We start from the raw sequence: 15029 nt of genomic DNA on the forward strand, positions 1-15029 counted from the left end.
AAATAAAAGAATTTAGTTTTCATAAGTCCAGTTTTTAATAAAATGAGTTTTGTACCAAATTAGGATTCTGGGTAAGTTCTTGAACCGATATAGGCCATAGCAAGTGTTCTTCGTTTAGGATATCATCTAGTTGTGTTGCCTTTCCATTACGAATCAAATCAAACCATCGATGTCCTTCGGCAAATAATTCAATATAGCGTTCATCGAGTACGGCGTCCAAAACTGCGTCTTGTGTGTTTGCCACATTATTGGCCAACCCGGCCCTTGTTCTTATATCGTTTACTATGGTCATTGCTTCCATTAAACTTCCTTGAGCTGCTAATATCTCGGCTTTTAATAACTGAATCCCCGTTAGCCTGAATATGGGTACGTTATCGTCTGAAGTACTAAAGCCCTGTGCAGTTTGTCCTTTTCCTTTGTATTTTACTACAAACGGGTCGTTTACCAGATCGGAAGGGCCCGCCTCTTGTTTTATGACATCGATTCTAACATCATTCGGCCTCGCTTCGATAAAGGTCAAAAACAAGGGGTCAAATTCTATGGAAGCCCGTAACCTTTCATTATAAGGTTCTTTTAAGAAGGATGAGGAAAGGTTATTATCATCAAAAACATCCAAGTTAAATTGAACGGAAAATATAGTTTCTGGGGTATTTTCATCCGCAAAAACGGCTTCGTAATTACTCCATGGAGAATAACTGCTATTTCCCAAAATCTTGTTAGTGGCCGATAAAGCGGCCTGTAAATCGGCATCCCCGCCATTTTCGACCCGCGCACGCCATGCATACACATGAGCCTGTAGCGCATTTAACGCACCCACCGTCGCACGGCCACGGGTGGCATCATTACCGGAATAGGAAGTCGGAACCATACCCTCGGCAACCGATAAATCAGTAATAATTTGCTCCAGAACACTTCCTTTGGGCGATTGTGATACCTGAAACTCGTCGTTTGAAGAAGTAAAAGGGGTTAACACCACTGGTACATCGCCCCATAACCGTACTAAATAAAAATAGGCCAAACTTCTTAAGAACAGGGCTTCACCAACAATTTGGTTTTGCTTATCGGCAGAGATGTTTTCTATTTCGGGAACATTCACAATAGTTGTATTGGCATTGTTGATTAAACGATACCATGCCGACCAGTCAACAAAACCATTGGTGGTAGTTAGCAAGTTTTCGGAGATTACTACAATTGATCCCCCAGTATCGTTGGTAAGGATTTCATCTGCCCTGGCATCACCCCAAGCTACAAAATTGGCCACTGCCTGGTTTCCGGTCATAGCAGTTTGCAATTGATTATAACAACCAATTATTGCAGATTCAGCATCATCTTCGTTCTGAAAGGCATTGCTTTGTGTAATATCACTCACCGGAGCTTGCTCCAGAGCGGTCTCGCATGATGTAAGACCTATTATAAATACGAATAAAAGATATTTGACATTTTTCATTTTACTAAATTTTATAGTCCAAGGTTAACTCCAAAAATTACCGACTTTGATAATGGAAACAAAAACTCGTCCACACCGAAGATACCTGCATTGTTCGCCGAAGAAGAAACGGCCTCGGGATCATAACCGGAATAGTCGGTCAACGTCCATAAGTTCTGTCCGGTTACATAGAATCTCAATTTGCTGATGTGGAGTTTTTCTAATATCCTAGGCTGACAATTGTACCCCAAGGTTATTGTTTTCAAACGTAGGAACGAACCATCTTCGATCCATCGGGACGTATTGCCCCTACCATTTTCCTGAGGCCCACGAAAAACATTCCTTGGAATATCTGTAATATCCCCGGGCTCTTGCCATCTATTGTTATAAGTTTCGAGACTAGGTTGCACATACAGACCGGTCCAACCATTTCTATATTGACTCGCGGCATTATAGATATCATTACCGTAGGAAAAATTAAAAAAGACATTCAAATCAAACCCCTTATAGGAAAAGTTATTGGTAATACCCCCAGTAAAATCTGGAAGCGCCTGCCCTATAATAGTTCTGTCATCTTCGTCAATAATCCCGTTATTGTCCAAATCCCTAAAAATGGCATCACCACCTTCAAATTCAGGGCCATTTTCACCACCCGAACGCAGCCTTCCCTCTCCGTTAGGGCCTGAGGGCACATCTTCGGTAGTAGGGTATACCCCATCAAATTGAAACCCGAAAAACGAACCAAGGGATTCGCCTTCCCTAAGAATTGCCAACCCGTTTCCACCGTTTCCGAAGATGAAGAAATCCTCACCGTTCGGCAATTCTGTAACCTCGTTCGTATTAAAAGAGATATTAATATTTGTTGACCACTTAAAATTAGTGCCATCAAAGTTTAGAGAAGTTAGATTAAGATCTACCCCCCTGTTTTCTACGCCACCCAAGTTGGTGGTCAATGTCTCAAAACCCGAAGTGCCGGGTAACTGTACGTTGAACAACAAATCCTCAGTTTTCTTTACATAATATTCTGCTGTTAGACTAATTCTGTTATTAAAAAGAGCAATATCGGTAGCCACATTAAATTGGTTGGTTCTTTCCCATGACAATAATCTGTTAGGGATACCATTGTTAGCGGGTGCAAAACCGCCTATTCCCAAATAGGTAGGGTCACTGGTAAATAGCCCTTGAGACACAAAATTGCCTATACCTTCTTGATTGCCCGTGGAACCATAACTTACGCGTAACTTCCACTCATCCATAAAGGAGTTTGCCATAAACGGTTCCTGGGATACCCTCCAGGCAAATGACCCGGAAGGGAAAGTACCATATCTGGAGTCTTCACCAAATCTTGAGGATCCATCCGTTCTCACCGTTCCGGTCAATAAATATTTGTTCATAAAGCCATAATTGACTCTTCCGAAATAGGAGACCAGTCCCCAACTTGTTTCTGTAGTACTTGCATCCTCTATAACAGCACTGGCATTTACCGTTGGAATCTTATCGGATGGAGCTTGGCTACCACGAACGAATATGGTATTGATTTTGTTCACCTGTTGGCTAAAGCCCAATAATATGTCCAATGAATGTTTGTCATTGAAGAGCTTATTATAGTTCAATGTATTCTCATTTATCCAGCCAAGATCCTGAAAATCGCGGGCTGTCGCGGTTCTAAATGAGCCAATATTTCTAACTGTGGAAGGAACAAATAGATTCTCTTTTAAACTTAAGAGGTCCAATCCTAGATTTGATCTGAATTTAAGCCCTTCCACTATCTTCACTTCGGCAAAAATGTTTCCGATTATACGATCTGTTTTTGATTCAAAAAAAGGATCCTCCAATAAACTGACTGGATTTCTAATCCATGTCGGTTCTTGTTCAATAGGAAATGGTGTCTGATATGAAGGAGTATTCATCCATACTTGGATCGGATTATTATTGCCTGGCGATTGAACCGCTAAATTATTGAAGCCGTTGGAATAGGAAACACTGGCCCCTAATTTGATATTTTTGTAAGCCTGATAATCCACATTCAGTCGTGAAGAAACCCTTTTATAACCTGTGTCCAGTAGAATACCTTCTTGATTGAAGTAATTTGCGCTAATGGCAAATTTTAATTTTTCTGAACCTCCGGATAAGGATATGTCTACATTTTGTATTGGAGCATCATCAAAAATCAGATCTTGCCAATTGGTATTGTTGTTACCTCCGGTAGTCGGATTTAGAATGTCCGCTATTTCAGGTCGCATTTGCCTTCCTGCATTCAACCAGCCTTCATAAAAAATCTCTCTGAATTGCTGGCCGTTAACTGAGGGTAAAAAGTCTATTATTCTTTGCACTCCATAATAGGTACTTACGCTCAAGGATGGTTTTCCGGCCGAGCCTCTCTTAGTGGTAATCAAAACAACCCCATTGGACGCTCGTGAACCATAAATCGAGGCCGCAGACGCATCCTTGAGCACTTCTATGGATGCTATATCATTTGGATTGATATCGGCTAATGCATTTAGACCTATTGAACCTAGTTGGTTAGACTCACCAAAATTCCCGCTTTTAATAGGCACACCGTCGATTACATATAAAGGTTCATTTCCTCCACTAATAGAGGCGATACCCCTAATGCGGACGGTTGCGCCACCTCCGGGAGCACCTGTGTTTTGTACAACCTGCACCCCGGCAGCCTTACCCTGTAAGGCGTTGTCAAAACTGGAAACAGGTCGATTCTCAAACTCTTCGGCCTTTACCGAGGTGATAGAGCCTGTAACCCGGGCCTTGGACTGCTCGCCGTAACCTACAACTACGACTTCGTCCAACGCGGTAGAGCTTTCGATTAAGATAATCTGCAAATTGTTTTCACCCGAAACAGGAACTTCCAAGGTCGTAAATCCAAGATAACTGAATACCAGCACCGCCGTATTGGTATCGCCTACTTCGATGGAAAAATTACCGTCAAAATCAGCGACAACGCCCGTTGTGGTTCCTTGAACCACTATATTTACTCCTGGCAGGCTTTCACCGTTCTCAGAAGTTACCGTGCCAGTTACATTAGTCTGTCCTATGGCCGAGACCACAAAAACAAAGACCAACAAAAAGGAAAATAAATACTTCATAATGTCTAGTTTAATAGTTTTAAGTTATTAGTTGTTTGTTCTTATACTCATAGAATTTCGTTTTCTCAAGATTTGATTTTAAATTTTCGATGCTTTGTACATTAAGAGTTCTTAATGGAAGACGTGTTGGCCCACAATCTAACCCAATAAGGTTCATCATGGCTTTGCCGGCGATAACCCCACCACCAAATTCGACCATGACATCTATAATCTTGTTCACTTCCAAATGTATTTTTTCGGCCTCCGCGAATTTCCCATTCTCAAACAGATCAATCATTTTCAAATAAATGGGAGACATAAAATTATAGGTGCTTCCCAGGGCAGATTTTGCCCCTAAGGGCAATGCATTTAAGAGAAGCTCGTCTCTTCCAAAAATCATGTCGAAGGAAGTGTTTTGATAGTCCAGACATTTGGAATACTCGTCTAAATCCTCATGTGTATATTTGATTCCCTTGATATTGACATCCTTTTCCTTTAATTGTTGAAGAAACTGAATCATGGGAAATTCTACCCCTGTCATGGAGGGTATATGGTAATAGTAAAAATCGGTTTCTGGATGCCCTTCAATACATACGGTCAAAAAATCAATAAGATTTTCAATATCCAATGGTTTATAAAATAGGGGAGGGGACAAGACTACTGCGGCGGAATTTAAACTAACTGCACTCTCAACTAATTCTTTAATGTCAACCACTGAATTGTGACCGACATGTATCATGAGATCAAAATCATCGGAAATCACAGAACTCCACTCCGCAGCCAAAATCTTACGTTCCTTTGCGGATAGTGAGTATCCTTCCCCGGTTGTGCCACAGATCATTGTCCCCTTCACCCCATTTTTAAGAAGGTTGTTATACAAAGTTTCAACTTTTTCTAAATCCAAGCTTAGATCAGATTTTTTAAATGGCGTATAAGACGCCGAAATCAGTTTTTTAAAATTCATTAACACATCTTTATGTCGTACATAAAGACAAATATACAAATTTTTAAACATGAACCTAAAAAAGTGCAAAAAAAATGGAAATCCATTAAATACTGCGATTTGCTCCAATCATTTAGAGCCTGGGTCACAAAATTAAAATCAAGCATAGTTAGTCAAACTCCTAATATCTTCTTAAGACTAATAAAACTTGTGATTAATCAGTTCAATAAAACGACCGTTTTATGAGGTCGAGATTCTAGAGACTTAACTTTGGCACTTCACGAACATCTACATCTTTAATGTAGCGAGTTAACTGGACATATTATTGATGAAAATTGGAGGAAACCTAAATCCAGTCAATAAATAGGGTTATGCCACATTTGTAAAATATATCTACTCAGGCAACTGTTTGTAAAAAGTACCCTAATTTATGAGATCAAAACGAGTTGGAAACATGCCAAGGCCAGGGTTTAAAAAAATTCTAACGAAGGAAATTAAACCATCAATTTGATGACCTGTATTTTAAGACAATTATCTTTAATATGGCCTGCCGGAAATTTTGGGAATGTGGGGGTTAAGGTTCTTTTTGACCTTCTTTTTTTCCACTACTCATCAATCCTAAAACTGCGCCTACCAAAGCGATGACGACCACTGCAAAAACACCGATCATCCAAATACCGTTTTCCCAAGAAACCAATGAAATTATCTGAAGTATTTTCATCTTTTTTCAATTTTATTAAAATCAAATTTACTTGGCTTAATACTTATAAAACATGATATTTCTCAAACAATCCACCAAAAACTATTTCTTCTTCTTAACGTTATCTATTTTAAAAAGAGTATATAAAGGACAAAAGCCCACAAAACTTGTTAGGATAAATATTCCGGCCAATGTCATCAATACATAGGCCAACGCTCCTTCAACTACATGGAAGTAATATAACATTACTACAACTACGGCAAAGATCAATCTTGCTACACGGTCCAGACCACTCATATTTTTTTTCATAATATTTTCGTTTAAAAGGCCTAATTGAGTAATACCAATTAAAACCAGCATTATATCTTTTAGATGGTTCTTCAAAACTACCACACATAAACAAACCCTTAAGTAACCTTGGTTACATAACTACATTTAATTTTAGGGTATTTGTTATCGGTAAATAGAACGTTCTCCGCTTGTACAACAAGGAGAAAGCCGAGGTTTTGGTCTCAGCTTTTTTATAGGTGAGAAATTAGTGGAATACATTTAAAAACATACAAATTAAGTTGATTTGGATTAAGTAGAACAGCTATTAAGCGCTGATATAGAACTATGGGAAAGAATAAACCTCTTATTTAATCTTGCCAGAATAGCGTATAAATATTGGACACCTTCTGTACAGATATTTTACAGTTTTTAAAATCGATTTCATCCAACAACTATATAAGAGCATGATATTCAGATAGTTGAAAAAATGGCACACATATAGTTACTAGGAATTGCACAATTCCTTCAGAGTTTTAAAAGGGAATTGCCTTTTGGAAGTTATTATCACTCAACAATAGAGAATCATGCTAAAAAACTATCTAAAAATCGCTTTCCGAGTATTCAAAAAAGAAGGGGGATACAGTTTTATAAATATTTTTGGACTGGTGTTGGGTTTTGTCTGTTGTCTTTTAATTTCTCTATTTATTAAAGACGAGCTAAGCTATGACAATTTTCATAAGGATGGAGATAGAATTTATCGTGTGGCCGCCGCCTACATGAGGCAGGGGGTATGGGAGCCATATTCTACTAATTCATGGCCTACGGCGGAGAGGTTAAAGACCAATTTTGGTGAAATTGAACAGTTGGTTCGAATAGCTGGAAGGCCTGGAATTGTTACCTATAATAATAAAAAGTTTAACGAGGAGAGGATTGCTGTAGCGGATGAGAATTTTTTCAAGGTTTTTTCTTTTCCATTAATTTCTGGCAACCCTAATGAGGGATTAAAAGGGTCTAATAAAGTAATCATTTCTGAATCTACCGCTGAGAAGTATTTTGGCAATGAAGAGCCCATGGGTAAGGTACTCAATCTTGAAGATGGTACATTGCAATTACAGGTTAGTGGAATTATGGAAGATATGCCTTCAAATTCCCACTTTCACTTTGATTTTTTGATATCCGGTCAAACAGCAAGACAAATTTCTCCGGAGGTAATGTTTACCAGTGTGGGTTGGGACTCTCAATATGTATACATTAAAATGGAGGAAGGGGCCATGCCCTCAAAGATGGAATCCATGTTTCCAGATTTTATTGACTATCATTTACCACCATTTACTTCAGAAAATTTTAAGCTGTTTCTGCAACCCTTGTTAGATATTCACCTAAAATCAAATAACGGAACTGAGATTGAAATCAATGGGAATATTAATCATATATACATTTTTTCTGTCATAGCCATTTTCATTTTAGTTATTGCTTGTGTGAATTATATGAACCTGACCACGGCTCGATCAGTACGACGGGCCAAAGAAGTAGGTATGCGAAAAGCTCTGGGTGCTAATAAGATGAATCTGGTTGGTCAGTTTTTGAGCGAATCGTTTATCATGACATCTATAGCAATTCTTATTGCTTTCGGCTTAGCTTTTTTATTGCTACCAGTATTTAATCAGTTTGCCGGAAAAGAAATACCAAGAACTGTCTTGTTCGATGCAACGGTGTTGTTAGCATTGTTAGCGTCGTTAACAGTGGTAACGTTATTTTCAGGAGCTTATCCATCATTCATTCTTTCAGCATTTAAGCCAATAAATACGCTAAAAGGTGGTCAGTCAACAAAAAAAACCGGTTTGCTACTCCGGAAAGGACTGGTAGTTTTACAATTTGTAATCTCAATTGGGTTAATAGCCTCCACGTCCATTGTTTTTAAGCAACTCAACTTTCTAAAAAATAAAGAGTTGGGAATTAGTAAAGAATTACTTGTAGCGGTACCTCTCCAAACTATGGACAGATCTCACCTAGCTGCATTCACTGATGAACTTTTAACCAACACGGCAATTCTTAAGACCGGGGTTTCTAATATGAGAATGCCCGGTTGGATAAGTAATAGCACGCCATATAAAGCAGAAGGTGTGCCTGTTGACGAAGAGGCAAGAAAATCAATGAAAATTATTGGAGTTGATTACGATTTTTTGGGAACTGTGGAAGCTGAAATTACTAAAGGCCGGGATTTTTCCAGAGAATTCTCTTCAGATATAAACACCTCAATAATTCTCAATGAGGCCGCCGTTTCCCAGTTGGGTTGGAATGACCCAGTTGGTAAATGGGTAGAGCTTGATGATCAAAAATTTAATGTAGTGGGCATTGTAAAAGATTTTCATTTTGAATCTCTACACAGAAAAATCCCTCCGATTATTTTTATTATGTCTTCTACCTACTTAAACTGGGCGTATATAAAAGTTGATGCTCAAAATATACCTTTAACCCTTAAGCATATTGAATCGGTTTATTCAAAGTTTGTAACCGACAGGGATTTTTCTTACTCCTTTGTGGATGAAGATGTAGCGGAGCAGTACCAAACGGAGAAAAAATTTACTGAGGTATTTACCATTTTCACGGTTCTAGCCATAATCCTTGCCTGTCTTGGCACTTTTGGACTTGTGTCTTTCTCGGCAGAACGAAAATCAAAAGAAATTGGAATTAGAAAGGTACTTGGCGCTTCTGTGGGTAATGTTACTTTTCAGTTGATTAGCGAATTTATTGTGCTACTATTTGTTGCCAGTATCTTCTCATGGCCGCTCACTTACTATTTTATGAATGGTTGGATTGAAGGTTTTACATATAGAACAAATATTGGGGTTGAAGTATTTGTAATGGCTACAGTTTTAGCTTTGTTGATTACTATGGGTACTACAGGTTTTCGAGCCATAAAAGCGGCATTGGCAAACCCTGTGACAAGTTTACGAACGGAATAGCCCCATAAAACAGTGATTTTTCGAAACCATAATAATTTAGTTAGGTTATGAGTTTATCCAATTCCACTGGCTGTTGTCTTAAGTGTACTATTACCAACGTCTAGAATTAGGTACAACAACTTATTTTAATGACAAATTCAATATTCTCGTTTCATTGCTTTTATCCAAAATGCCTGCATAGTCGACAGTCAAAAGACAAAAAGTAGATTTTTACACCCGGGAACAGCAAAACACAACATTTTGCCGCTCCCATTGGTAAATTAAAATTGAGCAAAAACCATATTTTTCTTCAATATCGTCTAATTGATATACTCTAAGAGTCCCCATAAAAGAGACATATAGTTTTATTATCCGTAAAAATTTCTAGTGTTAAGATTATACGGCCAACTCTGGTTTGTGCATGCTTACTACTGAAAGTACGGCAATACCATTAACCCAATAGTAATATGCATCAATTCCTTCGAACGAAAAAATAAAGGGAGCCATAAGAAATACGATGGCGACCAAAAAATCAACAATCAAATGAATTTGATAAGAAATTACCCGAAATGCACCTAAGTGATGGTCGGTTAATAAAGTCAAAATAAATGCTGCAATTCCGGTTACTACTGAAAGCTCCATTGCAAGCGGATTGGAGCTGCCCAAGCCCAGTAAAAAAGGAAGCACTATTAAGGCAATGGCAACTGGATAATCTAAAAAAGCGTGTATTCTCTTGGTTATAAATCTCATGATTTTAAGTTTAAATTATTATAGGCCAAAGATGAGATATAATCAAAGTAATGGTGCTACAAAAAAGTCGCCTTTTATTGTACTTTTTATGATAAAATGCAACGGTGTTGCATGTTTTTTAACTTTATCTTTGTCAAAATTTATTTTTGAAACACATAGGTATTTTTATATTGACCCTTGTTTTGCTTCTACCTCCGTTACAGGTGCATGCAGATGTTGTGGTTTATGAAAAAGCCGAACCACACCATTTTCTTTCGGATACCCCTACCCATACTCAAAACCACACAGGAGATAAGGGGCATGATAACAAAAGCGAACACCATCATCATTGCATGGATATTCATATCACAGGTGCTTTTTTAAAATCTGTGGCGGTTTCTGAACGGCCCAAAGCAATTTTGGATAAGGCCAAACGGTGCAATTTTTATGAAGCCACCTACTGTTCTTCTTATTTGGATGAGGTTTTTCAACCGCCCAAGGGTTTGTTCAGCATATTTTCTCAAGAGTAGACTACTATTATATGTGATTAATTTTTGATGTTTCTCTCAAAAAATACTTCACACATTATTGCATACATGTTTAACTGAATGAATCATTAAAATGTTAGATCGTATTATAAAATTTTCGATTAAGAATAAATTGATTGTAGGCACCATGGTATTGGCCTTGGTAGGTTGGGGAATCTATTCTATGCAGGAACTTCCTATTGATGCTGTTCCTGATATTACCAATAATCAAGTGCAAATTATTACATCTGCACCCTCGCAATCGGCCCAGGACATAGAACGTTTGGTAACTTTTCCTTTAGAGATCACCATGTCAAGCATTCCCAATATTGAGGAAATACGTTCCTTCTCTCGTTTCGGCCTAAGTGTGGTGACCGTGGTTTTTAAGGATCAGATAGACATTTATTGGGCCCGGCAACAAATTGGTGAGCGCTTGGTGGCTGCTAAAAACCAGATCCCGGCAAACATCGGCACGCCGGAAATGGCTCCGGTTACTACGGGTCTGGGAGAAATTTATCAATATACCCTCTATGCCAAGGAGGGTTATGAAGACAAATATTCGGCCATGGAACTCCGCTCTATTCAGGATTGGATCGTAAGAAGACAATTATTGGGCATTGAAGGGGTGGCCGATGTAAGTAGCTTCGGCGGTTTTTTAAAACAATACGAAGTAGCCGTTAATCCGGAGCGTATGCTGAGCTTGGATGTAAGTGTAAACGAAGTGTTCCAGGCCTTGGCGGTAAACAACCAGAACACTGGGGGCGCCTATATCGACAAGAATCCTAAGGCTTATTTTATACGTTCACAGGGGCTTATTCAAACACCGGAGGATATCACGAACATAGTAATTAAAAATACCAGGGAGGGTACGCCTATTTTAATAAAAGATATAGGCACGGTACAATTGGGCAGTGCTGTCAGATATGGCGCTATGACCCGTAATGGGGAAGGAGAGGTGGTAGGAGCCGTAGTAATGATGTTAAAAGGTGCCAACTCCTCCAAAGTTATCGCCAACGTTACCAAGCGTGTAGCTCAGATACAGCAAAACTTACCCGAGGGCGTAGCCATTAGACCTTTTTTGGATAGAACCAAACTGGTGAAGAAAGCCATAGGTACGGTTACCACCAATTTAATAGAAGGGGCCCTTATTGTTTTATTTATACTGGTTATACTACTTGGGAATTTAAGGGCAGGCCTAATTGTGGCTTCAGTTATCCCTTTGGCCATGCTGTTTGCCATTAGCCTTATGAAAGTATTTGGTGTCTCTGGTAACCTAATGAGTTTAGGTGCCATAGATTTTGGTATTATCGTAGATGGGTCTGTAATCATCGTAGAGGCTACCTTACATTACTTGGGCCTTAAAAAATCTGGAACGCAGCTTAGCCAACAACAGATGGACGAGCAGGTATATACTTCCGCTTCAAAAATACGTACAAGTGCCGCTTTTGGTGAAATAATAATCCTTATAGTGTACTTGCCAATTTTGGCATTGGTGGGCATAGAAGGAAAAATGTTTAGGCCTATGGCCACTACAGTAAGTTTTGCTATTCTCGGGGCATTTATCCTTTCGCTTACCTATGTGCCTATGATGAGTGCACTCTGCCTTAAAAAGACCATGAATAATAAGCGGACCCTTTCGGACAGGATTATGGAAAAACTGCAAAATGTCTATACGCCCATTTTGGAAACTGTATTGCGCAACAGAAAAAAAATGGTGCTGGTTTCCCTGCTAGTATTTGCAATGAGCCTATTTACCTTTACACAGATGGGTTCGGAATTTATCCCATCCCTGGATGAGGGAGATTTTGCCATAGAAACCAGGGTTTCCACTGGCAGTTCCGTTTCCCATACTATAGATGCGGTCAATGACGCTTCCAAACTATTGATGAAAGAGTTTCCAAATGAGGTAAGGGAGGTAGTTGGCAAGATAGGTTCATCCGAAATTCCTACAGACCCCATGCCCATTGAAGCAGCTGATATGATAGTGGTCTTGAGTGAGCCGGATGTTTGGACCAAAGCCGACTCCAAAGATGAACTCGCAGAAAAAATGCAAATGTTTTTAGAACAAAATACCGTTGGGGTAACTTTTGGCTTTCAACAACCTATCCAAATGCGGTTTAATGAACTTATGACTGGTGCCAGGCAAGATGTGGTGGTTAAGGTGTATGGAGAAGATCTAGACCAGCTCGTTACTTACGGAAACCGTATAGGGGCTTTGGCGCAGACCATTGAAGGTGCAGAAGACCTCTATGTGGAGGAAATTACCGGTTTAAAACAAATTGTTATCGATTATGACCGGAGTCAGTTGGCCTTGTACGGTTTAAACATTGAGGAGGTCAATACAGCGGTAAACACGGCATTTGCAGGGCAGCGCGCAGGTTCTGTGTATGAAGGCGAAAAACGGTTTGATCTGGTAGTACGCCTAGATCATGGAAATAGGGAGAGTATAGCAGATATTAAAAAACTGTATATCACTACACCCCGAGGTGTGCAAATACCATTGACCAATGTGGCCCGTGTAGATTTTAAAACCGGCCCCAACCAAATTCAACGCGATGATGCCAAAAGGCGCATCACTGTAGGATTCAATGTTCGGGGTAGGGACGTAGCCGGTATTGTAGCAGAGTTGCAACGTAAGATAGCTGCTAACATCCAATTTAATTCAGGGTATTATGTTACCTATGGCGGAACCTTTAAAAACTTGGAAGAGGCCCGTTCCAGGCTGGGTATTGCAGTACCTGTGGCACTGCTCCTTATATTTATGCTGTTGTACTTCACTTTTAAATCGGTTAAGCAAAGCGCGCTCATCTTTACCGCAATTCCGATGTCGGCCATAGGAGGAATTTTTGCCTTGTGGATTCGCGATATGCCCTTCTCCATTTCGGCTGGGGTTGGATTTATCGCCCTGTTTGGAGTGGCGGTGCTAAACGGAATTGTTTTAATAGCCGAGTTCAATAGACTTAAAAAAGAAGGAATGGATTCTGTAAGTGAAATTATAAAAAGAGGCACCTCCATTAGATTGCGTCCTGTGGTCTTAACTGCCTCTGTGGCATCGTTGGGGTTCTTGCCTATGGCCATTTCAACTTCTGCCGGGGCCGAAGTTCAAAAACCTTTGGCTACCGTTGTCATAGGTGGTTTAATTTCGGCCACCGTGCTTACCTTGCTAATTTTACCTGTTCTTTATGCATTGCTGGAAGAAGGCAAATTTAAGTTAAGAAGCACCAAAGTTACGGTCACTATTGTTTTATTACTCTCCTTCTCTTTTTCCCAAGCGCAACAAAAACCAATGTTGTTATCGGAAAAAGGAGCTGTAGATTTGGCACTGAAGCAATCACTGGTAAACAAAAAAGCATTATTGAGTGTAGAAAAAGCGCAACAGGCAAAGAAAGGTGCCGTAGCCCTAAAACCCTTGTCGGTTACTCATCAGGATGTTGGTGTCGGGGTAAATGCGGATGAAGAAGAATGGGCGGCGGTACAAAACTTCGGCTCCATTCTAAATCACATACAAAGCAAACAGTTGGCGGGTGCGCAGTACCAACTGGCCAAAACCCAGCAGCAATTATCGCAAAGGAATCTTGTCAAACAAACAAGGCAAATATACCAACAATGGCATTATTTGTATGCGCTTACCAACTTGCTAAGGGAACAACAAAATACTACGGATCAAATTAAGGGGATTTCCGAAAAACTATACGAATCCGGGGAAATTGGTGGTTTGGAAAACGACTTGACCCAACTACAAAGCTTGTCGGTTCAATCGCAAAAAAGTAGTGTTTTTAGACAATACCTTGCAGTAGAAAATAGGTTGAAGCAACTCTTGCAACTGGATGTGGAAATTATACCGGAGACCGATTTGCCCGCAAGATTATCAAGACGTATAGAAAACGATAGTATTTTAGGCGAGTTTTCACAAGTACTAGACCAACGGTCCTTAGTGGCCCAGAAACAAGTAGCCTTGTCCAAATCGGTATACTTTCCACAAATATCGGCCGGAATCGTTCAAAGAAAGACAGGGAATGCCCCTTCCTTTAATGGTTTTCGGGTAGGATTGAACGTTCCATTGTCCTTTTGGTCCAATAATGCAAAGATTAAACAACAAAAAATTGTGCGGGAAGAAATGATGCTTACCAATACCAATCAGTATTTGGCGATGGAAAATGAATTCTATAGCCTTCAAAAACAACTTACCTTACTGGAAAAAGAATTGCACGCCCTAGAGCCAACGGCGGACAAGGCAAAAGCGTTTATCGCAAAGTTAAAGATTGCCTACAAAGCAGGGGAGATAGATGCCTATAAATACAACCAGAGTTTTGAGACTTATTTTAAGGTAATGCAAAACTATTTGACATTGATACAGACTTATAATAAAACAGTTATAGACTACGAATTTTATACCAAAAAATGAA

9 protein-coding genes are annotated in these 15029 nt (G+C 39.5%); 3 read left to right on the top strand and 6 right to left on the bottom strand.

Features of this window, described 5'->3' with window-relative positions; translation table 11 throughout:
* Window positions 1-34 precede the first annotated feature (34 nt).
* The 5 genes from ACEQ81_RS06270 to ACEQ81_RS06290 form a co-directional block, all read right to left on the bottom strand.
* On the bottom strand, window positions 35-1447 hold the full coding sequence (locus tag ACEQ81_RS06270) for a RagB/SusD family nutrient uptake outer membrane protein (protein ID WP_411029996.1): 1413 nt from the start codon (window positions 1445-1447) through the stop codon (window positions 35-37).
* Between the two features lie 11 nt (window positions 1448-1458).
* Window positions 1459-4530, bottom strand: coding sequence for a SusC/RagA family TonB-linked outer membrane protein (locus ACEQ81_RS06275; protein ID WP_411029997.1), 3072 nt, complete (start codon window positions 4528-4530; stop codon window positions 1459-1461).
* A gap of 19 nt (window positions 4531-4549) precedes the next feature.
* On the bottom strand, window positions 4550-5473 hold the full coding sequence (locus tag ACEQ81_RS06280) for a dihydrodipicolinate synthase family protein (RefSeq protein ID WP_411029998.1): 924 nt from the start codon (window positions 5471-5473) through the stop codon (window positions 4550-4552).
* A gap of 553 nt (window positions 5474-6026) precedes the next feature.
* A complete protein-coding gene (locus ACEQ81_RS06285; RefSeq protein WP_411029999.1) occupies window positions 6027-6173 on the bottom strand; it encodes a hypothetical protein in 147 nt (48 codons plus the stop codon).
* 81 nt (window positions 6174-6254) lie between these two features.
* Window positions 6255-6461 carry a DUF2892 domain-containing protein gene (locus ACEQ81_RS06290; protein ID WP_411030000.1) on the bottom strand — a complete coding sequence of 69 codons (207 nt, stop codon included), beginning with the start codon at window positions 6459-6461 and terminating at the stop codon, window positions 6255-6257.
* A gap of 545 nt (window positions 6462-7006) precedes the next feature.
* On the opposite strand from ACEQ81_RS06290, the gene ACEQ81_RS06295 reads away from it, so the two are divergent.
* Window positions 7007-9388: an ABC transporter permease gene (locus ACEQ81_RS06295; RefSeq protein WP_411030001.1), complete on the top strand. Its 2382-nt coding sequence runs from the start codon at window positions 7007-7009 to the stop codon at window positions 9386-9388.
* Window positions 9389-9763: 375 nt separating this feature from the next.
* On the opposite strand, the gene ACEQ81_RS06300 is transcribed toward ACEQ81_RS06295, so the two are convergent.
* A complete protein-coding gene (locus ACEQ81_RS06300) occupies window positions 9764-10117 on the bottom strand; it encodes a hypothetical protein (protein ID WP_411030002.1) in 354 nt (117 codons plus the stop codon).
* 146 nt (window positions 10118-10263) lie between these two features.
* On the opposite strand from ACEQ81_RS06300, the gene ACEQ81_RS06305 reads away from it, so the two are divergent.
* Both ACEQ81_RS06305 and ACEQ81_RS06310 read left to right on the top strand, forming a co-directional pair.
* On the top strand, window positions 10264-10626 hold the full coding sequence (locus tag ACEQ81_RS06305) for a hypothetical protein (RefSeq protein ID WP_411030003.1): 363 nt from the start codon (window positions 10264-10266) through the stop codon (window positions 10624-10626).
* A gap of 91 nt (window positions 10627-10717) precedes the next feature.
* A complete protein-coding gene (locus tag ACEQ81_RS06310; protein WP_411030004.1) occupies window positions 10718-15028 on the top strand; it encodes a CusA/CzcA family heavy metal efflux RND transporter in 4311 nt (1436 codons plus the stop codon).
* Window position 15029 lies beyond the last annotated feature (1 nt).

The sequence above is a fragment of the Spongiimicrobium sp. 3-5 genome (genome assembly GCF_046557915.1).
Lineage (GTDB): Bacteria > Bacteroidota > Bacteroidia > Flavobacteriales > Flavobacteriaceae > JBHEBG01.